This window comes from Kiritimatiellaceae bacterium, from assembly GCA_013141415.1.
In the GTDB taxonomy this organism is placed as follows: Bacteria; Verrucomicrobiota; Kiritimatiellia; order Kiritimatiellales; family Tichowtungiaceae; genus Tichowtungia.
The window spans coordinates 455,511-475,663 of the sequence record JABFQY010000001.1 but is presented as its reverse complement, the minus strand read 5'-3'; the positions used below and the strand labels follow the sequence as shown (position 1 = coordinate 475,663).

General features: G+C 52.5%; 17 protein-coding genes and 2 tRNA genes. 1 reads left to right on the top strand and 18 read right to left on the bottom strand.

Annotated features, from left to right (window positions below):
- Positions 1-2: 2 nt before the first annotated feature.
- The 15 genes from fusA to HOO88_02230 form a co-directional block, all read right to left on the bottom strand.
- Positions 3-2,138 carry an elongation factor G gene (fusA, locus tag HOO88_02300; protein ID NOU35596.1) on the bottom strand — a complete coding sequence of 712 codons (2,136 nt, stop codon included), beginning with the start codon at positions 2,136-2,138 and terminating at the stop codon, positions 3-5.
- 15 nt (positions 2,139-2,153) lie between these two features.
- A complete protein-coding gene (gene rpsG, locus HOO88_02295) occupies positions 2,154-2,627 on the bottom strand; it encodes a 30S ribosomal protein S7 (protein NOU35595.1) in 474 nt (157 codons plus the stop codon).
- Positions 2,628-2,643: 16 nt separating this feature from the next.
- Positions 2,644-3,021 carry a 30S ribosomal protein S12 gene (locus tag HOO88_02290; protein ID NOU35594.1) on the bottom strand — a complete coding sequence of 126 codons (378 nt, stop codon included), beginning with the start codon at positions 3,019-3,021 and terminating at the stop codon, positions 2,644-2,646.
- 71 nt (positions 3,022-3,092) lie between these two features.
- Positions 3,093-7,274 (bottom strand): DNA-directed RNA polymerase subunit beta', encoded by a 4,182-nt coding sequence (rpoC, locus tag HOO88_02285; GenBank protein NOU35593.1) that lies wholly within the window; start codon positions 7,272-7,274, stop codon positions 3,093-3,095.
- A 20-nt stretch (positions 7,275-7,294) separates the two neighbouring features.
- A complete protein-coding gene (gene rpoB / locus HOO88_02280) occupies positions 7,295-11,077 on the bottom strand; it encodes a DNA-directed RNA polymerase subunit beta (protein ID NOU35592.1) in 3,783 nt (1,260 codons plus the stop codon).
- Positions 11,078-11,217: 140 nt separating this feature from the next.
- Positions 11,218-11,583 (bottom strand): 50S ribosomal protein L7/L12, encoded by a 366-nt coding sequence (gene rplL, locus HOO88_02275; protein ID NOU35591.1) that lies wholly within the window; start codon positions 11,581-11,583, stop codon positions 11,218-11,220.
- Positions 11,584-11,683: 100 nt separating this feature from the next.
- A complete protein-coding gene (locus HOO88_02270) occupies positions 11,684-12,226 on the bottom strand; it encodes a 50S ribosomal protein L10 (GenBank protein ID NOU35590.1) in 543 nt (180 codons plus the stop codon).
- Positions 12,227-12,248: 22 nt separating this feature from the next.
- The gene (locus HOO88_02265; protein NOU35589.1) at positions 12,249-12,947 is read right to left on the bottom strand and encodes a 50S ribosomal protein L1; all 699 of its coding nucleotides are present in this window, start codon (positions 12,945-12,947) and stop codon (positions 12,249-12,251) included.
- 2 nt (positions 12,948-12,949) lie between these two features.
- A complete protein-coding gene (gene rplK, locus HOO88_02260; protein NOU35588.1) occupies positions 12,950-13,372 on the bottom strand; it encodes a 50S ribosomal protein L11 in 423 nt (140 codons plus the stop codon).
- 18 nt (positions 13,373-13,390) lie between these two features.
- Complete coding sequence (gene nusG, locus HOO88_02255) at positions 13,391-13,939, bottom strand: transcription termination/antitermination protein NusG (GenBank protein ID NOU35587.1); 549 nt, start codon at positions 13,937-13,939, stop codon at positions 13,391-13,393.
- 18 nt (positions 13,940-13,957) lie between these two features.
- Complete coding sequence (gene secE / locus HOO88_02250; protein ID NOU35586.1) at positions 13,958-14,161, bottom strand: preprotein translocase subunit SecE; 204 nt, start codon at positions 14,159-14,161, stop codon at positions 13,958-13,960.
- Between the two features lie 18 nt (positions 14,162-14,179).
- Positions 14,180-14,255: transfer RNA gene (locus HOO88_02245), tRNA-Trp, on the bottom strand.
- A 15-nt stretch (positions 14,256-14,270) separates the two neighbouring features.
- Entirely contained in the window at positions 14,271-14,420 is a 150-nt protein-coding gene (gene rpmG, locus HOO88_02240; GenBank protein ID NOU35585.1) for a 50S ribosomal protein L33, read from the bottom strand.
- Between the two features lie 83 nt (positions 14,421-14,503).
- Positions 14,504-15,706 (bottom strand): elongation factor Tu, encoded by a 1,203-nt coding sequence (gene tuf, locus HOO88_02235; GenBank protein ID NOU35584.1) that lies wholly within the window; start codon positions 15,704-15,706, stop codon positions 14,504-14,506.
- Between the two features lie 63 nt (positions 15,707-15,769).
- A tRNA-Thr gene (locus HOO88_02230) sits at positions 15,770-15,845 on the bottom strand.
- Positions 15,846-16,192: 347 nt separating this feature from the next.
- On the opposite strand from HOO88_02230, the gene HOO88_02225 reads away from it, so the two are divergent.
- Positions 16,193-16,756, top strand: a complete 564-nt coding sequence (locus tag HOO88_02225; protein NOU35583.1) for a redoxin domain-containing protein — start codon at positions 16,193-16,195, stop codon at positions 16,754-16,756.
- A gap of 56 nt (positions 16,757-16,812) precedes the next feature.
- On the opposite strand, the gene HOO88_02220 is transcribed toward HOO88_02225, so the two are convergent.
- The 3 genes from HOO88_02220 to HOO88_02210 form a co-directional block, all read right to left on the bottom strand.
- Positions 16,813-17,499 carry a ChbG/HpnK family deacetylase gene (locus HOO88_02220; GenBank protein NOU35582.1) on the bottom strand — a complete coding sequence of 229 codons (687 nt, stop codon included), beginning with the start codon at positions 17,497-17,499 and terminating at the stop codon, positions 16,813-16,815.
- Complete coding sequence (locus HOO88_02215; GenBank protein NOU35581.1) at positions 17,496-18,596, bottom strand: hypothetical protein; 1,101 nt, start codon at positions 18,594-18,596, stop codon at positions 17,496-17,498. The genes HOO88_02220 and HOO88_02215 overlap by 4 nt, the downstream gene beginning before the upstream one ends.
- Before the next feature lie 332 nt (positions 18,597-18,928).
- On the bottom strand, positions 18,929-19,942 hold the full coding sequence (locus HOO88_02210; GenBank protein NOU35580.1) for a leucine-rich repeat domain-containing protein: 1,014 nt from the start codon (positions 19,940-19,942) through the stop codon (positions 18,929-18,931).
- Positions 19,943-20,153 lie beyond the last annotated feature (211 nt).

Sequence of the window (20,153 nt, the reverse complement as noted above, 5' to 3'; positions counted from 1 at the left end):
TGCTACCGGTTTAAGATGGTCTCCTGTATGGAATCCGGCACCGCCTCAAAGCGGTACGGCTCCATCGTGTAACTGGCCCGGCCTTTGGTTAACGAACGCAGTGTCGTGGCGTAGCCGAACATTTCTGCCAGCGGAACATCCACATGTACAATCTGCACCGCATCGCGGGCCTCGATCTCGCGGATCCGTCCGCGGCGACCGTTTAAATCATTCATCACATCGCCCAGATGTTCATCCGGAGCAATAATCTCAAGCTTCATGATCGGCTCCAGCAAAGTCGGCGAAGCATTGCCGATTGCCGCACGCAACGCCATAACAGCCGCTGTGCGAAAAGCCATTTCAGATGAATCAACCGGATGCGCGCTTCCGCCGGTAACCGTCACTTCAATATCCACCAGCGGATAGTTGCCGAGCACACCGGTCATGAGCGCATCGCCCAGACCTTCTTTAATGGCATCGTGAAATTCCGCCGGAATAATTTCTTTTGAAACTTTAACGGTCAGGTGGTTTCCGGAACTGCGCTCACGCGGAGCGACCTGAACGATCACATGTCCGAAGTGGCCGCGCCCGGCAAACTCACGCTGGAAAGTAAACTCACCAGAAGCAGTTTTCTGAACGCTCTCGCGATAAGCGACAACCGGCTTGCCGGCATTGGCCTGAACTTTGAATTCTCGGAAAATACGATCTTTGATAATCTCAAGGTGAAGCTCGCCCATTCCATTAATGATGGTCTGTCCGGTGTCTTCATTCATGGTGACACGGAAAGTCGGATCATCTTCGGACAGCGAAACAAGCGCGGATTTTAAAGCATCACGGTCAGCCTGAGTCTTCGGCTCAATCGCCATGGCGATCACCGGCTCCGGAAATTCAATGCGCTCAAGAACAATCGGGTGGTTCTCAAAACAAAGCGTATCGCCGGTTGTAAAATTCTTCAGGCCGGAAATTGCGCCGATTTCTCCGGTGTACAGCACTTCGATATCTTCACGGCTGTTGGCGTGCAGGCGCAGCAGGCGGCCAATCTTTTCACGATTCTTCGTGCGCGGATTATAAACGTTCTGACGTTTCTCAAGCTTGCCCGAATAGATACGCACAAAAACAAGTTTTCCGACGAAAGGATCAGTGGCCAGCTTAAACGCCAGTGCGCTGAGCGGCTCAAAGTCGCTGGCTTCGCGATGAATCACGTCTTCGGTTTTAGGATGGACTCCTTTGACAGCCGGAACATCGACAGGAGATGGCAGAAAATTAACAACGGCATCCAGCAACGGCTGAATTCCTTTGTTCTTCAGAGACGATCCACAAAATACCGGAACGATTTGTCCGGAAATCGTGGTGCGGCGCAGAGCGGCAATCAGCAACCCGGACGGAACATCCGGATTTTCGAGATACGTTTCGATCAGCTGCTCGTCTGCTTCCGAGACACGTTCGATCAATTCAGCGCGGGCTTTTTCAGCCGCAACAGCCAACTCTTCAGGAATGACACCTTCGATCACTTCGCTACCGAGGTTTTCTTCTTTGAAGAAAAGCGCCCGCATAGAAATCAGGTCGATCACGCCTTTAAAATTTTCTTCGGCTCCGATCGGAAGTTGTACAGGAACGGCTGGCGCCGCAAGCTTTTCGCATATCTGTTTTACAACCGAATCAAAGTCAGCACCTTTGCGATCCATCTTGTTGACGAATGCCAAACAGGGAACGTGATATTTTTTTGCCTGACGCCAAACGGTTTCGGACTGCGGCTGAACGCCCCCGACTCCGCAGAAAACGCCAACGGCTCCGTCAAGCACGCGCAAGGATCTTTCAACTTCAACGGTGAAGTCAACGTGTCCGGGCGTGTCGATTAAATTAATCTGATGGTCTTTCCAGAAACAAGTAGTCGCAGCGCTGGTTATAGTAATGCCGCGTTCCTGTTCCTGCTCCATCCAGTCCATGACGGCAGTACCTTCATGTACTTCGCCCATTTTATAGACGCGACCGGTGTAATACAGAATGCGTTCTGAAGTTGTAGTTTTTCCGGCATCAATGTGCGCGACGATTCCGATGTTGCGAATCGAGGACAAACTGCGTCCGCGCGCCGCGTCTTCCCGGTGGGAGGGCGCAGAGCTCTTCGCATTTTTTCCATCCTGTTTCACAGCAACCTTCATTTCGAATCCAAATCATTACCACTTGTAGTGAGCAAACGCCTTGTTAGCCTGAGCCATCTTGTGCGTATCGTCGCGTTTCTTAACAGCAGAACCTTGGTTATTGTAGGCATCCAGAACTTCCATCGCCAGCGCGCGGCGCATCGGCTGACCGCGGCGGGTCTTGGCATACAGAATGAGCCAGCGGCAAGCCAGCGCGGTTTGGCGCTTCGGGCTGACTTCGAGCGGAACCTGATAGGTTGCACCGCCGACGCGCTTGGACTTCACTTCCAGCTTCGGTTTGATGTTATCAACGGCACGGGCAAATACGATCAAAGGATCTTCGTCTTTCAGTTTCTGCTGAATGTCTTCCAGCGCACCGTAAACGATCGCGGCGGCGGTCGATTTTTTTCCACCCCCCATGATGCTGTTGATCATGTAAGCCAACAGTTCGTTGTTAAAGCGCGGGTCCGGAGTAACCGTACGTTTTTCTGCTCTGCGTCTTCTTGCCATGGTTTAAAGCTTTCTCTTAAGATTCTTTCGGTTTCTTGGCCCCGTATTTGGAACGTCCCCGGCGGCGACTGGTTACACCGAGGCAGTCGAGGGTGCCGCGCACGATATGATAGCGAACCCCTGGCAAGTCCTTCACCCTTCCGCCGCGAACCAGCACCATGCTGTGCTCCTGCAGATTATGCCCTTCACCCGGAATGTAAGCATTGACTTCGCGACCGTTCGTCAACCGTACACGAGCGACTTTCCGCAACGCGGAGTTCGGCTTCTTCGGGGTCATGGTCTTCACGAGAAGACAGACGCCGCGGCGCTGAGGACAGTTCATCAACGCGGGTGATTTCTTCTTCTTCTGAAGCGGTTTACGCGGTTTTTTTATAAGCTGATTAATCGTCGGCATAAGTTCCTTCCATCAAAAAAAACGAGCGGCAGATAATAGGAGCCCACCGCTCATCCAGCAAGCATTAAGATTTAACTTTCTGCGGTTTTTTCTTCCTGACCCAATAACGGATTCGAACCCAGCGCATCCTCTACGCTGATCTCCTCACCCAGCTTGACCGGGCGGATGTTCTTGTAAAGCGGGAAGCCGCTACCGGCCGGAATCAAGTGACCCATGATCACGTTCTCTTTAAATCCGCGCAGCTGATCAATTCGTCCCAGTGTCGCCGCCTGCGTCAGTACGCGAGTGGTGTCCTGGAACGATGCTGCCGAAATAAAGCTCTCGGTTGCCAGCGCCGCCTTGGTGATCCCCAGCAGAACCGGTGAAGCTTCCGCCGGACGGCGACCTTCTTCCATGGCCCGCTGATTGACTTCCTGAAATTTCTGTTTCTCGACCTGTTCGCCCCAGAGAAACTCTGTGTCGCCCGGATCGGTAATTTTTACTTTGCGAAGCATCTGGCGGACAATCACCTCGATATGCTTGTCGTTGATTTCCACACCTTGGAGGCGGTAAACCGCTTGAACTTCGTTCACCAGGTATTCCTGCAGTTCCTGCGGACCGCAAACTTCGAGCAGTTCCTGCGGAACAATCGGTCCTTCCGTAAGCTGCTGCCCTTTCTGAACCACGTCGCCGGAATACACGATCACGTGCTTGCCCATCGGAATGAGATGCTCTTCTTCGGTGCCGGTAGCTGGGTCGCGAACGATCAGCTGACGTTTACCTTTAGCGATACCGCCCAGTTCGACAACCCCGTCGATCTTCGCGATCTCGGCGGCTTCTTTCGGACGGCGGGCTTCCACCAATTCGGCCACGCGCGGAAGACCCCCGGTGATGTCCTTGGTACGGGCCTGTTTGCGCGGTGTCTTAGCCAGCGTGGCACCGGCGCTGATCTTCATGCCTTTAAGCACCATCACGTGGGCTGCAGACGGAATCGAGTAATACGCGATCGCTTTGCCGGAAGCGCCTTTGACGACGATCTGCGGATGCAGGTCTTCTTTGTGCTCCAGCACAACAAGACCTTCAATGCCGGTCGTTTCGTCTTCGGCGCGCTGAACGGTAACGCCTTCAATAAAGTCATGGAAATCAACCGTTCCGTCTTGCTCCGAAAGAATCGGCACGCTGTACGGATCCCAACTGACAAAGGTTTCGCCTTTTTTGACCCGCGCTCCATCTTCAACTGCAATCACTGCGCCGATTACGGTCGAATAGCGCTCAAGTTCGCGGCCATCGTCGTCGTACGTCACCACAAAACCGTTTTTATTAAGAATGACGTGTCCGGTCTCAACTTTAACTGTGCGCAGATTTTCGTACCGGATGACCGAGGTCTCTCTTGCCGTAATCTTTGGCTGTTTAAAGACCGAGCTCGCGGTACCACCGATATGGAACGTACGCATGGTGAGCTGTGTACCGGGTTCACCGATGGACTGTGCGGCGATAATACCGACCGGCTCGCCCAGACGGGCCTCACGGCTCGACGCCAGATTGCGGCCATAGCACTTGGCGCAGACGCCGCGGCGCGACTCACAGGTCAGTACGCTGCGAATACGGATTTTCTCGACGCCGACCCGCTCAATTTTCTTGGCGGCGTATTCGTCGATAATCTCATTGGCCGCAACAATCACTTCCTTCGCGTTGTACGGGTCACAGATATCGTCGCAGGCGGTACGCCCGATGATGCGCTGTGCCAGAGAGACGAGTTCGTCATCACCGTCGGTGATGGCACTCACTTCAATACCGTTAAGCGTGTGACAATCTTCTTCCATGATGATGATGTCATGGGCCACATCGACCAGCTTGCGAGTGAGATAACCCGAGTCGGCAGTCTTCAACGCGGTATCGGCAAGACCCTTACGGGCACCGTGCGTCGAAATAAAGTATTCCAGCACGCTCAATCCTTCGCGGAAGTTCGCGAGAATCGGACGCTCGATAATTTCACCGGACGGTTTGGCCATCAAACCGCGCATACCGGCCAGCTGACGAATCTGCTGACGGCTACCGCGGGCACCGGAATCCACCATGATGAAAACGGGGTTCAGGTCTTTGGCCGAATCTTTGTTGACTGGATCATCGTTGCGTTCCAGTGCGCTGAACAGCTTGCTGGTCAGCTTATCGTTGGCATCGGTCCATTGGTCAATGACCATGTTATAACGCTCGCCGTCTGTGATTAGACCTTTTTTGTATTTGTCTTCCACCGCGCTGATCGTCTTGCGGGCCGCCGCAATGATTTCCGCCTTTTCCGGAGGAATGATCATATCGGAAAGACCGATTGAAATACCGGCGGCAGTCGCTTGAGCAAAGCCGAGGTTCTTGAGGCTGTCGAGTACGCGAACCGTTTCGTCATGACCCGCCACTTCGTAGCAATGCTCAATGAGCTTGCCGAGGAGTTTCTTGGTAATGCGCTCATTGACAAAACCGATGCTGTCAGGCCAGACCTCGTTAAAAAATACACGACCGACTGTGGTAATAATCGCCGACTTGTGCTGATCGCCGAATTTTGTTTCCCGCTGATAATCGGTATTGCGATAACGAATGCGGTCATGCAGGCGTAAAGCACCTTCATCAAACGCAGTGTGAACTTCGTTAATGTCGGCCAGTAGCGGCAGGCGCTCCTGATCGTCCTTACCGCTGTTCTTGCGGGATTCCAGCATGAAAGTCTGTGAAAAACTGGTCAGGAAGTAAATTCCGAGCGCGATATCCTGCGTTGGTGTCATGACCGGTTTTCCGCTGGACGGCGAAAAGATATTGTTCGGAGCCAGCATCAAGCTCTTGGACTCGATCTGCGCTTCAACCGAAAGCGGAACGTGAACGGCCATTTGGTCACCGTCGAAGTCTGCGTTATACGCCGTACAAACGAGAGGATGAACCTGAATGGCCTCCCCTTCGATCAAGATCGGCTCAAACGACTGAATCGAAAGACGATGCAACGTCGGTGCGCGGTTCAGCATGACGGTGTGACCTTTGGTCACCTGATCCAGAATGTCCCATACGACTTCTTCTTCGCGCTCAATCATCTTCTTGGCGCTGCGCACGGTATGCACAATGCCACGCTCTTTGAGCTTGCGAATGATAAAGGGTTCGAACAGGACAAGTGCCATTTTCTTCGGCAAACCGCACTGGTTCAGCTTCAGGTTCGGGCCGACCACGATCACGGAACGCCCGGAGTAGTCAACGCGTTTGCCAAGCAGGTTCTGACGGAACCGGCCCTGCTTACCTTTAAGCATGTCGCTTAGCGACTTGAGCGGACGGTTCCCCGGGCCGCTGACCGCGCGACCGTGGCGACCGTTATCAAACAGCGCATCCACAGCCTGCTGCAACATCCGTTTTTCGTTGCGGATGATCACTTCCGGCGTTTTGAGTGCCAGCAAAGTTTTTAGACGGTTATTGCGGTTGATGACGCGGCGGTAGAGATCGTTCAGGTCGGACGTTGCAAACCGTCCGCCTTCAAGCGGAACCAGCGGACGCAGATCCGGAGGAATCACCGGCAGTACTTCAAAAATCATCCACTCAGGACGGGAGTTGCTCTTGATCAGTCCTTCGATGACCTTCATCTGACTGACCAGTTTCTTGCGGGTCTGCTTGCTACGGGTGCTGGCGAGTGAGTCTTCAAGTTCACCCAGCTTTTCAGCCAAATTAATCTTCTTGAGAAGCTCACGAATCCCTTCGGCGCCGATACGGGCGTCGAAACTGCCTTCGCCGTAATTATCCAGCGCCTCACGGTATTCGAGTTCGGTCAGTAATTGTTTTTCTTTGAGCGGTGTATCCCCCGGCTCAATGACAACATAGTCATCGTAGTAGATAATGTGCTCGAGGCTGCGCAGAGTCATGTCAAGCAGAAGACCCATGCGGCTCGGTGTGGCTTTGAAAAACCAGATATGCGATACCGGAACGGCCAGCTCAATGTGAGCCATGCGTTCACGGCGGACGCGTGACAAAGTCACTTCAACGCCGCAACGGTCACAGATGACCCCTTTGTGCTTGATGCGTTTGTATTTTCCGCAGCTGCACTCCCAGTCCTTGGAAGGACCAAAAATCCGTTCGCAGAAAAGGCCGCCCTTTTCAGGTTTGAATGTCCGGTAGTTGATGGTTTCTGGGTTTTTAACTTCCCCAAAACTCCAGGAACGAATGTCTTCGGGCGAAGCCAGTTTGATGCTGGCCACGTCGACGATCGCTTCTGTCTCTACGCCGAGTATGTCTGCTGCGTTGCGTGTATCCACCGTTTTTCTCCTGTCAAAGATTAAATACGTCCTGTGAACGAAACATTGTCTGTGTTCGGCTTCTTAACTTCAAAATTCAAGCCGAGCCCCTGCAGTTCCTTGATGAGCACGTTGAACGATTCCGGACGTCCGGCATCAAGTACGTTCTCACCCTTCACAATGGACTCATAAATACGAGTACGGCCAGCGAGGTCATCGCTCTTTACCGTCAGCACTTCCTGTAATGCATGGGCCGCGCCATAGGCTTCCAGCGCCCACACTTCCATTTCCCCGAAGCGCTGTCCTCCGTACTGCGCCTTGCCGCCCAGCGGTTGCTGAGTGACGAGCGAATACGGACCGACGGCACGGGCGTGGATCTTCTCCGTTACCAAGTGATGCAGTTTGAGCATGTAAATGGTTCCGACCACAACGCGCTGTTCAAATGCTTCGCCGGTACGACCGTCGTAGAGCATCGTCTTGCCGTCTTTGGGCAATCCGGCTTCTTCGAGCATTTCGCGAATTTCTTTTTCCGAAATCCCGTCGAAAATCGGTGTAGCGGCGTGGATGCCAAGATGTTTACAGGCCCAGCCAAGATGGGTCTCAAGAACCTGACCGACGTTCATACGCGAAGGTACGCCGAGCGGATTCAGTACGATTTCGACCGGTGTTCCGTCCGGCAGGAAGGGCATGTCTTCTTCGGGCAGAATGCGCGAAATAACACCTTTATTACCGTGACGACCGGCCATCTTGTCCCCGACCGACAGCTTCTTCTTGCTGGCCACATAAACCTTGACCTGCTTGACGATGCCTTCGTCGACTTCTTCGCCGCTTCCGGCGCGATCCAGTGAACGCTGCTTGTCCGCTTCGGCTTCCGTGAACTTGTTGCGGAAGTTGTCGATGATGCTCATGATCTTGATCCGGATGGGGCTCGGATCGATTTCGATGTGTTCAAAACTGGCAGCCAACTTGCGCAAAAGAGTTTTGGTGATTTTGCGGTTGGCCGGGATGATTACATCGCCGGACTGCACATTCACCACATCCAGCGGAATCTTTTCGCCCAGCAGAATATTGCTGAGGGCTTCCGTCAGATCTTCAGTCAGTTCATGAACCGAACTCCTATAATGCTCTTCGATGTCCTTTTGGCGTTTGCGCATGTCGGCAGCCGGCTTGGCTTTCGGTTCTTCCTTAGCATTCTTATTCTTGGAAGAAACTTTAACGTCCATCACGATGCCGTACGTGCCGCTAGGTGCACGCAGGGAAGTATCGCGAACGTCGGCCGCTTTTTCGCCGAAAATGGCGCGCAGAAGACGTTCTTCAGGAGCCAGCTCGGTCTCAACTTTCGGTGTAATTTTCCCGACAAGAATATCGCCGGGCTTCACTTCCGCACCGATCTGAATAATTCCTTCGTGCGTCAGGTTCTTGAGAGCCTCTTCGCCGACATTCGGAATGTCGCGGGTGATTTCTTCCGGACCCAGCTTGGTGTCGCGGGCACCGCACTCGAACTCTTCGATATGGATTGAGGTATAGACATCTTCCTTAACGATCTTCTGACTGATCAGAATCGCGTCTTCAAAGTTATATCCGCACCACGGCATGAAGGCTACGGTTACGTTACGGCCGAGAGCGAGCTCGCCCTGATCCGTTGCGGGGCCGTCAGCCAGAACCTGACCCTTCTTAACCTTCTCGCCGCGTTTGACAATCGGGCGCTGATTAAGACAGGTGCCTGCGTTGGAACGCATAAACTTGCGCAGATCGTATTCCTGATAGTCTTCTTTGGGTGTCTTCTTTTTGACCGGCACTTCACCGTCTTTAGAGACAATGATCTTATCAGCCGAAACGTAAGCCACTTTGCCGGCCTCTTCGGCAAGAATCAGTACCCGCGAGTCGCGGGCAATACGCCCTTCAATACCGGTGGCCACAAACGGACGCTCAGACACCATCAGCGGAACAGCCTGACGTTGCATGTTCGAGCCCATCAAGGCGCGGTTGGCGTCGTCGTGCTCAAGGAACGGAATCAGTCCGGCTGCAATACTCACCACCTGCTTGGGCGAAACGTCCATGTACTGCACTTCGGACGGGGCCACTTCTTTAAAGTCGCCGCGAACACGAACCATGACGCGATCATTCTGGAAAGTGCCGTTGGCGTTGAGCGGAGCGTTCGCCTGAGCAATAACAAAATTTTCTTCTTCATCCGCCGTCAGCGATTCGACCTTGTCGCTCACGCGACCTTTTTCAACCTTGCGGTAGGGAGAGATGATGAAGCCGTACTCATTGATGCGCGCAAAGGTGCTCAACGAGGAGATCAAACCGATGTTCGGACCTTCCGGTGTTTCAATCGGGCAGATACGTCCGTAGTGCGAACTGTGAACGTCGCGCACCTCGAAACCGGCGCGGTCGCGATTCAACCCGCCTGGGCCAAGCGCCGAAAGACGGCGTTTATGCGTCAGTTCAGACAACGGATTGGTTTGATCCATGAACTGGCTGAGCTGCGAGCGACCAAAGAAATCTTTGATTACAGCGGAAAGCGCTTTGGGATTAATCAGCTTTTGCGAGCTGAGGCGGTCAACCGTCGTATCAAAGATCGTCATACGTTCTTTGACCAGCCGCTGAATACGGGCCAGACCGACACGACACTGCCCTTCAAGCAGCTCGCCAACCGTACGAATGCGACGGCTTCCCAGATGATCGATGTCATCAAGCGTGCCATTCCCCATGCGGATATTGATGAGATAGCGGACAGCTTCCACAACGTCTTCTTTATCCAGCGTCAGTGAAGTCGCTTTGGTTCTCAGCTTTTGCTGAATCTTGTAGCGACCGACACGGCTCAGGCTGAAGCGGGTTTCGTCGAAGAAAAGACGCTTGAGCATCTGGCGGGCGGAAGCGGTAGTTGGCGGATCGCCGGGCCGCAACTTTTGGTAAAGGTCTTTGAGTGCTTCGTCGACTGAACGGGTGGTGTCCTTCTGGATAGTCTTCATGAAAAGACCTTCGTCCCAGGAAACATTGACCACTTCGACATTCTTATAGCCGGCGAGCTTCATGCGCTGAATCATGTCCAGCGTGAGCGCATCGTAACGGCGGCCGATAACGGACTGAGAGTCGCTATCCACCGCATCGTCTTTGAGCACCAGATTGGAAAGCTCCGCTTCATCGCCGATCCGTTTGCTCAGCTGGAAACTTTCGATTGTGTAATAGAGATTAATAATTTCTTCGTCGGTTCCATATCCGAGAGCGCGCAGGAATGTTGACGCAAGAAATTTTCTGCGGCGGCGCTTGCGGTCGAGATAGACATAAAGCAGGTCGGAGGTGTCAAACTGGGTTTCCACCCATGAACCATGATCCGGAATGATGCGGAAAGAATAGAGCAGCGAACCGTTTGCGTGAGTGGTCTGCTCGAAGCAGATACCCGGCGAGCGATGCAACTGGCTGACAATAACGCGTTCGGCTCCATTGATCACAAAACTACCGCGTTCCGTCATCAGAGGAATTTCACCCATGAACAAGGTGTCTTCGCGAACATCTTCGTTTTCGCGCAACCGAAACGTTACATAGAGCGGAGCTGCGTAGGTTTCGCCTTCTTTAATGGCTTCCACATACGACAGATTCGGCTCTTTGATTTCGTAACTGGCGAAATCAAGCGCAATCTGACCATCATAACTTTCAACCGGAAACGCTTCGCCTAAAACCGCCTGCAAACCGGTTTTCTTTCGGCGCGACGGGGCGACTCCCTGCTGGAGAAACTCCGCATAGGAATTAGTCTGAAGCTCAATGAGATCCGGTGCTTCAATTACGTCTATCAGTTTTCCAAAGTTTTTTCTATCGGCCATTCAATCACCTTCAGGCTCTTATTGGACGCTTCATCCCGCGCTTTATAAAAAGACGGCGGGTCACGAAATACAAACACACTACCTGACGCACAGAAGCACCGGCGGGGAAACCGCCGGGCCATGCCTGAGCATCGCTTCTGTTACTTGATTTCGATGGTAGCGCCGGCGGCTTCGAGCTTTGCCTTGATGGATGCAGCTTCTTCCTTGGAGACGCCTTCTTTGACCGTCTTCGGAGCGCCATCCACCAGATCCTTAGCTTCTTTGAGACCCAAGGCGGTAACGCCGCGGAGCTCTTTGATCACCTGGATCTTCTGCGAACCAGCCTGCGTCAGCACAACCGTGAACTCAGTCTTCTCAGCAACCGCTTCGGCTGCTACCGCGCCGCCCGCTGCCGCAACTGCGACCGGAGCTGCTGCAGAAACGCCCAGACGGGTTTCTAGAGCTTTGACGAGCTTCGAAAGCTCAAGTACGGAAATGCCTTCAATCCAGTCAACAAACTCGGCCATTTTGCCTTCGAGCTGGACGCCATCTTTTACTTCTACAGTTTCTTCAGCCATTTTATCTTCCTCCCTACGAATTGAATTCAACCAACCAATTAAAAAATTACTACGCCGCTTTTTCTTTTTTCTCAGCGACGGCATTCAGTACATACAGCAGGCTACAAACCTTCTGATTCATCACACCAACAACCTGCGTCATCGGAGCCGCCAGCGTGCCGACCAACTTGGCCTGCAGCTCTTTCTTGCCAGGCAGCGATGCCAATGCAACAACATCCTTTGCCGAAAGAGCGGCGCCTTCCAGCACACCGCCTTTGACCGCCGGCCTATTCTTGTCGGCGGAGAATTTCTTCAGAATCTTAGCAACTTCAACCACATCGCCCGAACCAAAGATTACGGCGGTCGGCCCGGCCAACGTTGCATTTCCAATACCACAACCCATTTCGCTACTGATGCGTCCGAGCATGCTGTTCTTTACAACCTTCACCCGGGCATTGGCACCGCGCAGAAGCTTTTTGAACGCATCGGTTTCAGGCATGGTCATGCCTTTGTAGTCGGCCAGCAACATATAGAGCGCTCCGGAGACATTCTCCTGAACCTCGTTATACATGGCCTGCTTTTCCGGTCTGATCTTTTTGTTTTCTTTGCTCATGACTCTTTACCCTGCTTTACGATTAAACTGTTGCAGACTCTTTGGTGTCAATGTGCAACCCCGGCCCCATCGTGCTGGAAATCGTGCACCGCTTGATGTAAATCCCCTTCGTCGAAGCCGGTTTGGCAGCTAGAATCGCTTCGTATACGGCGTGGAAGTTTTCAGCAAGCGCCTCGGCAGCAAACGACCGTCTGCCAAACGGCACCATGACGTTTCCGTTCTTATCCATACGGAATTCAACGCGACCCGCCTTGAACTGCTTAACGGCAGTAGCGGTATCGTCTGTTACAGTTCCGGTTTTCGGGTTGGGCATCAAACCGCGCGGGCCGAGAACTTTACCGAGCTTGCGGACTTCCTTCATCGCATCGGGCGTGGAAATTACGATGTCAAAATCCATCCAGCCGCCGGTTACTTTGGCCAGAAGATCTTCAAAACCGGCTTCGACAGCACCTGCCGTGCGGGCTGCTTCAGCAGCCGAACCGGTAGCAAATACAATCACGCGAACGTCTTTACCCGTTCCATGCGGAAGCGCCACGGTCGAGCGAATCGCCTGATCCGATTTGGTCGGATCGACGCCCATTCGCAGAGCCACTTCAACGGTTTCGTCAAATTTTGCGGTCGGATTGTTTTTGATGAACTGGATCGCCTCTTCGATTGGATACAGTTTTTCGACCGAAACTTTTTTCTTTACTGCGGTATATGTTTTTCCGTGCTTAGCCATGGTTATTCAACCTCAATTCCCATACTGCGGGCTGTGCCGGCGATGATACGGCAGGCCGCATCAATATCGCTTGCATTTAAATCAGCCTCTTTAATTTTGGCAATCTCCGCCACCTGCGCGCGGGTCACTTTTCCCACTTTATCGCGGTTCGGAACTCCTGATCCCTTAGCAACAGCTGCCGCCTTTTTGAGCAACGCGGAGGCCGGGGGACTCTTAGTGATAAAACTGAACGAACGATCCTGATAGACGGTAATCACCACCGGGATGATCATGCCCGCTTCTTTTTGCGTGGCCGCATTGAAGGCCTTGCAAAACTCCATGATGTTCACGCCGTGCTGACCCAATGCAGGACCCACCGGCGGCGCCGGATTGGCCGCTCCGGCCGGAATCTGCAGTTTGATCATTCCTTTTTCTTTTTTTGCCATAACAAAACTCCGCTCAAATTACGCTTTGTCCGCCTGCCAGTATTCAAGTTCTACCGGAGCTGACCGGCCGAAGATCGAAACTGAAACTTTCAGTTTGCCGCGACCCGGATCAACTTCTTCAATCACTCCGTTAAAGTTAAGGAACGGCCCGTCTGTAATCTTGATGGTCTCACCTGGTTCAAAATTGATCTTGGGCGTAACCGTTTCCTTCTTCTCTTCCACCTGATTGATAATCCGATCCACTTCGTCAGCGCGCAACGGCACCGGAGATTCTCCTCCGACAAAACCGATCACACCGGGAGTGTTCTGAATAAAATACCAGGTTTCCTCTACCAAATTCTTTTTTTCGCCATACAGCGCCAGATTGGCCAGCACATAGCCGGGGAAAAACTTGCGAGAGACCGTCGTCTTTTTGCCCTGCTTCACTTCCGAAACTTTTTCGGTTGGAATCAGAACTTCGCCGATAAATTCTCCCAGCTCTTCCTGCTTTACCCGGCTAACGATGCTATTCTGCACCTTATATTCGTGCCCGGAGAGCGTATGTAAAACAAACCACTGTTTTTCCATTGTTTTCTTTCTCTCCGATTACCGAAGAACCGTCCGCAACAGGCCCATCAGAACCGTATCACTCAACCCGACAAAGACACCGAGAATCAAAACCGAAATCACCACAACCATCGTCGATCCGAAAAGCTCCTGCCTCGTCGGCCAGACACATTTCTTCAGCTCGATCTTCACCTCGCTTAGAAACGTCTTCAGTGCATTGAACAGTTCGACTATTTTTTTCATCTCGTTTTCCCGAAGAACTGGCAGGCCAGGAGGGAATTGAACCCCCAACCTGCGGTTTTGGAGACCGCCGCTCTGCCAATTGAGCTACTGGCCTACACCGAAATTTTTCCTACTTGGTTTCCTTATGCACCGTGTGACTGCGATCGTGCGGGCAGAATTTCTTTACCTCAAGCCGACCCGTCGAAAGTTTTTTGTTCTTTGTCGTCGTGTAGTTCCGCCGCTTACATTCCGTGCAAGCCAGTGTAATAATATCGCGCATGATTTAAAGCCCTTCTTCCGGCAGATTGCTCATAAAACAGTGCACCTCTTTACAGATGCACTGCTTCCAGTTTCCGTCACCGCTTACTTAATCACTTCGGTTACACGTCCGGCACCGACAGTACGTCCGCCTTCACGAATCGCAAAGCGCATGTGCTGTTCCATGGCGATCGGAGTGATCAGCGCAACATTCATTGTCACATTGTCGCCGGGCATAACCATTTCCACGCCTTCCGGCAGGGTGATGTCGCCAGTCACGTCCGTTGTGCGGAAGTAGAACTGCGGACGATAGCCTTTAAAGAACGGAGTATGACGTCCGCCTTCGTCTTTGCTCAAAACGTACACTTCGGCTTTGAAGTCCGTGTGCGGCAGAATAGAACCCGGCTTGGCCAAAACCTGACCGCGCTCGACATCTTCTTTCTTGGTGCTGCGAAGCAAACAACCTACGTTGTCGCCAGCCTGCCCCTGATCCAAAATTTTACGGAACATTTCAACGCCGGTACAGGTCGTTTTAACGGTCGGCTTCAAACCAACGATTTCAACGTCATCACCGGTATGAACAATACCGCGTTCGACACGACCAGTCACCACAGTGCCGCGACCTTCAATCGAGAACACGTCTTCGATCGGGAGCAGAAAAGCCTGGTCGGTAACACGCACCGGCTCCTTGATGTAGTTGTCGAGAGCGTCCATCAGCTCCTGAATGCAGGCAGCACCCGGGCCGGATGGATCAGCGATCGCGCCCGTTGCAGAACCGCGAATCACCGGAATGTCGTCACCGGGGAATTCGTACTTACAGAGAAGTTCGCGGATTTCCATTTCGACGAGGTCGAGCAGTTCAGCATCGTCCACGAGGTCGCACTTGTTCATGAACACCACGATGGCCGGAACACCGACCTGACGGGCGAGAAGAATGTGCTCACGGGTCTGCGGCATCGGTCCGTCGCAGGCGCTGACCACCAGAATCGCGCCGTCCATCTGAGCGGCACCGGTAATCATGTTCTTGACGTAGTCGGCATGGCCGGGGCAGTCAACGTGTGCATAATGTCGATTGGCCGTGGAATATTCGACGTGCGAGGTGGCAATCGTCAAAATTTTGGTCGGGTCGCGGCGGCCCTGTGACTCGGAAGCTTTAGCAACCTGGTCATATGCAATGTAGCTTGCGAGGCCTTTGGCGCCCTGCACGCAGGTGATGGATGCCGTCAGCGTTGTTTTACCATGGTCAACGTGGCCGATCGTGCCCACGTTCACGTGCGGTTTTGTCCGTTCGAATTTATCTTTAGCCATGACTTCTCCTTCTGATCCGTTTACTACTTACTTAATCCAGTTAACAAATTCTCTCTTCTCTTGTGGAGCCCACGAGCGGAGTCGAACCGCTGACCTCATCCTTACCAAGGATGTGCTCTACCAACTGAGCTACGTGGGCGGTTTTCCCCCGTGCTCGCGCCATCTCATCCAAAAGTAAAAAAGTATAAAAAGGCCCGCTTCCTGTTTTTCGCCTCAAGAAACAGACTTTTCTTACACCCGTTTAGTCCTAAATTACTCTGCGCAAACACCAACAACTGCTTGGTCTATCACACAAAGGGGAGCGACTTTAGCGGAAACGAACAGCCTGTCAACTATTTTGGGGTAAATATTTTCAACCGATCCAAACGAACGGTTTTCAACCTCTTCGCTACGAAATGCATGAAAAATTTAGTTGATTGTAAAAATGTAATGACTACAATTTTTGTCATGTTTAAAATCGAACTGTAACATAAGGAAATATCGAATATGTTAAAAATAGGAAAACAGGTGCCCGACTTCGAAATGGATGCCTTCCATAACGAGGAAATCAAAAAAATCAAACTCTCGGACTACAAAGGCAAGTGGGTCGTAGTGATTTTCTACCCAGCCGACTTCACCTTCGTCTGTCCGACTGAACTCAAAGAAGCCGCTACTCTCTACCCTAAATTCCAGAAAGCGGGCGCGGAAGTCATCAGCGTCAGCACCGACACCGCCTTTGCCCATAAAGCATGGCATGACACGTCCGATGCCATCAAAATAGTCAAATACCCAATGGGGGCCGATCCGACAGGCAATATCAGTCGCGCTTTCGGCACCTACATCGAAGAAAGCGGCCTTGCTCTGCGAGGCACGTTCATCATAGATCCAGACGGTGTACTGAAAACCGTTGAAATGCACGATCTCGGCATCGGCCGCAGCGCGGTTGAAGCCTTGCGGAAACTCGAAGCTGCCAAATTCGTCCGCGAACACGGGGATCAGGTCTGCCCAGCGGCGTGGCAGCCCGGTGACGAGACACTCACTCCAGGCCTCGACCTCATCGGAAAAATCTAAAGTTTCAACGATTGGAACTTTGCCGACCCCGTTTTCAAACCATTGGAAAACGGGGTTTATTTTTTCCATACACTGGAAACAAGCGCGTCGTACTCGGCGCGGCGCCAGAGTTCGTCGAGACCCGGATGCACCATGATAATTCCAGGCTCTTGAACGGTGCGGAGAAATTTTTCAAGGTGTTGCGGGTAGCGCACGAAATCGGCGTAGTTATAAATTCCGCCAAAGCCGTCGTTGGTTGGAATCCCTGCCTTTCTCAATTTGAACTTCAGTACGCAGCCCGGCGCGGCGATGAAAAAACTTTTTAGCGAGCACTGTCTCAACGGCATCGCCGCATTACGTACGAACGGCAGGTTACCCGCACAGCGGTTTTGAATAAACCCGATCACCGCATCGCGAATGACCGGCAGCTGCTGAACATGCAAATGGCCGTCGATGAAATCCGGGCGACGCCCCGTGATTTCTTCGAACCGCTCGTATTGCATCGAAAGCTCGTTGTAAATCTCCCTCTGAACAAGTTGCCGAGTGTAAGCCCGGAGCACAAGACAGCGAAACTCCGGCGGAGTTTCTGCCAGTGTAAAATGCAAACCAAGCTGCGCCGAACCGAGTTCAGAGATTTGATCAGCCGTAAAAAACGGCATATTGACCATGCAGGAAACTGCGCTGATTTTTCCGGCACGGGCCAATTCCGCCGTGGCGCGGTTAATGTCTATCGTCATTCCGAAGTCGTCGGCACAAATAATCATTGCTTCGTCCCATGCAGTAATTCGAGTAGCAGTGCGGCGGCTTCGTCACCTCCATTAAAATCAACCGGCACGCGGTTTTCTTTAATTCCATCCCAGCGGTTAAGCCGGTACACATCCTTCAGCCGTTGGATAATTGTTCCGGTGGCTGCAACATCCCCCGCCCCAACATCTTTCACCATCTGTGCGTTGATTAACTGCTCGGCGTGATTGGGTACAGGAATGACATACACCGGACGCATCATGGCGATCGCTTCGCTAACGGATGAAAACCCGCCATTAATCACCAGTGCGCCGGCATTGCGGACAAACTCAAGGCTCTCGCGGATTTTCCCGTGATAGGTGACGTTGCCGGCGCTGACGCCTTCACGGCCGATCACGTCCACTTTCCATGGCAGGGTTTGAAGTTCAGAAATTTGCGATGCAAACGCCGAGCCGCTGAGCATGACTACAATACGATCAATCTCCTGCGGAAGCGGAACCGGCTTCCCGGCACGTTCCAGCGCGGTTTCGCGGGCACCATCGCGCACAATCAAACCAACGCGTTTGAAAACATCGCTGCGCGGTTTATCGGCGAACGGCGACGGGCTGACCGCCAGCTTCCACTTCATGCGGTGGAATAAATAGTCCGAATATTCGATACCCCAGAAGTGAGAGCGGATGGACGCCGGAAGATTCTTCCGCCGGAAGTATTCCGTCACCACGACATCCGAATTATTGATACCGGCCAGCGGAATGCGGCGGCGCAAAACCGGACTGACAACATATTCAGAGTCTGTAACCACCATGTCCGGCTTCAGCTCACCAAGAAGTGCTTCGAGTTTGACTCTCTTCTCACATAACGCGCCGCGCATGTTTCGCACCCCTGCCAACGTGCCGAGCGCATTCACGCCGTCGCCGGAAAAAGCGTAGGCCAGCGGCGGCGTGGCGGTGAGAGAGGCAATGCCGGGGCGATCATTAAAAAAGAAAATTCCGTTTCCGGAAGTAATGATGTGTACTTCAGCTTCGGCGATCAAACGCTGAATAATTACATGGCAACGCGTGCTGTTGCCCATGCCGAGCCCGTTAATCGCAAAAAGGATGACCGGTTTCTTTGCCATTTGTTTATGCCGTCATGGTACGAAGGAAAGGACTCTGTTGTATAGCGGAAAACCCGCAGAGTATCCGACCGGTATTTCGCCGACAGTCCTGCCTTCTGTTTTAGGGCGTGTCATTAATTAATAAGAAAGTCTTCGTTTTTAACGAAAGATAGAGCAGGATTCCTCTTTTTTTGGAGGGTTCTTTGACCTGCCCCATGGACTGGACAGGGTCTAATGAGAGTCCAGCACGGTTAGTTTTTCTTTCTTTGGATGAAGCAACCCCGGTTTGACGGACACTCATCTGGCTTAATTTATGACACGCCCCAGACCTCTCATGTCAGGCCGATTGAGAATCAATTCGCAAGCCGAACATTCACCCGATAATAGCCGCGAGAAGTGATATTTGAGTTGGTATAGTTTCCCTGCGTCCAAAGAATATTGGTCGCCAAAGATTGAAACCCGTTCATCAGATTGGTTGTCCAGTAAACTGAATACACACGGCCGGATGCAGCATTCCATCCGATTACTTCCCCAGAAAAGGAGGCCGATATGCGAAGTACACTCTGCGGGTCATTCGGGTTGAGTCCGGCAACGTAGGCTTCAATTACGGTGTTGATTCCGTTAGAGCAGATTGAAACCGGATTGGCGTTCGTTATCCCGCCAAAGTACTGCTGCTCCCATGCATCAGGAATTCCGTCTGTATCCGCATCTCCATCTGCATTCTGCGACGCCCACAGAGCGGTCGGCCGTCCGCCCCAAACGTCCGGAACAGTCGGCCAGCCAGTGGCTTCAGATAAACGATAGACTGTCGCGTCATTGTCATTGGCAAATATATTTTCACCAGCCGTCGGGGCATTCCCCCGAAAATAGATACCCGACAGGCGGGAACACTCCTCAAACGCCGATCCGTCGATGCTGATGACCCCAGAACCGACCGTTGCATTGGTCAACGCGTTACAGTAGTAGAATGCTGAAAACCCGATGCTGGTGACACTGTCGGGAATATCAAGGATTGGCAGGTTGTCGCAACGGTTAAACGCCGACTCCCCGATGCTGACAACGCTTTGTCCGATCACGAGGCGGGTCAAAAAACCACATCCATAGAATGCCTCGGTTCCTATATTAACGACGCTGTCAGGAATTGTTAAGTCAGTCATCACGCCGTAGTACTGAAACGCATAATTCCCGATATCTGTAACCGGCAGGCCATTAATCGTAGCCGGAACAATAACCACTTCATTGGTGCCGATGTATTGGGTAATTGTGATCGTTCCGCTATTGGTCGTGTAATAATAATCAGAATTCTCAGCATGTACGGCGGAAAATGTCAGCACAAGCAACCCTAATATTTTCAACCCCGTTTTCATTATTGGTACCTCACACCCGTTTACAACGTTTTTATTGTGCCCTTCTGCTCCTGTTTTTAACAGCAATTTTTTACAGGAACAGATCAGGATGGAAGTTCTTATTCCATCGGTTACCAGTCGCCGCCGCATTGAACAACTCATGAACCCGTTTATGCGGGAAGTCGTTGTCCGCGAAGCGTGAAAAAATCAGCTTTGGCAAGCGCCCGCCGTC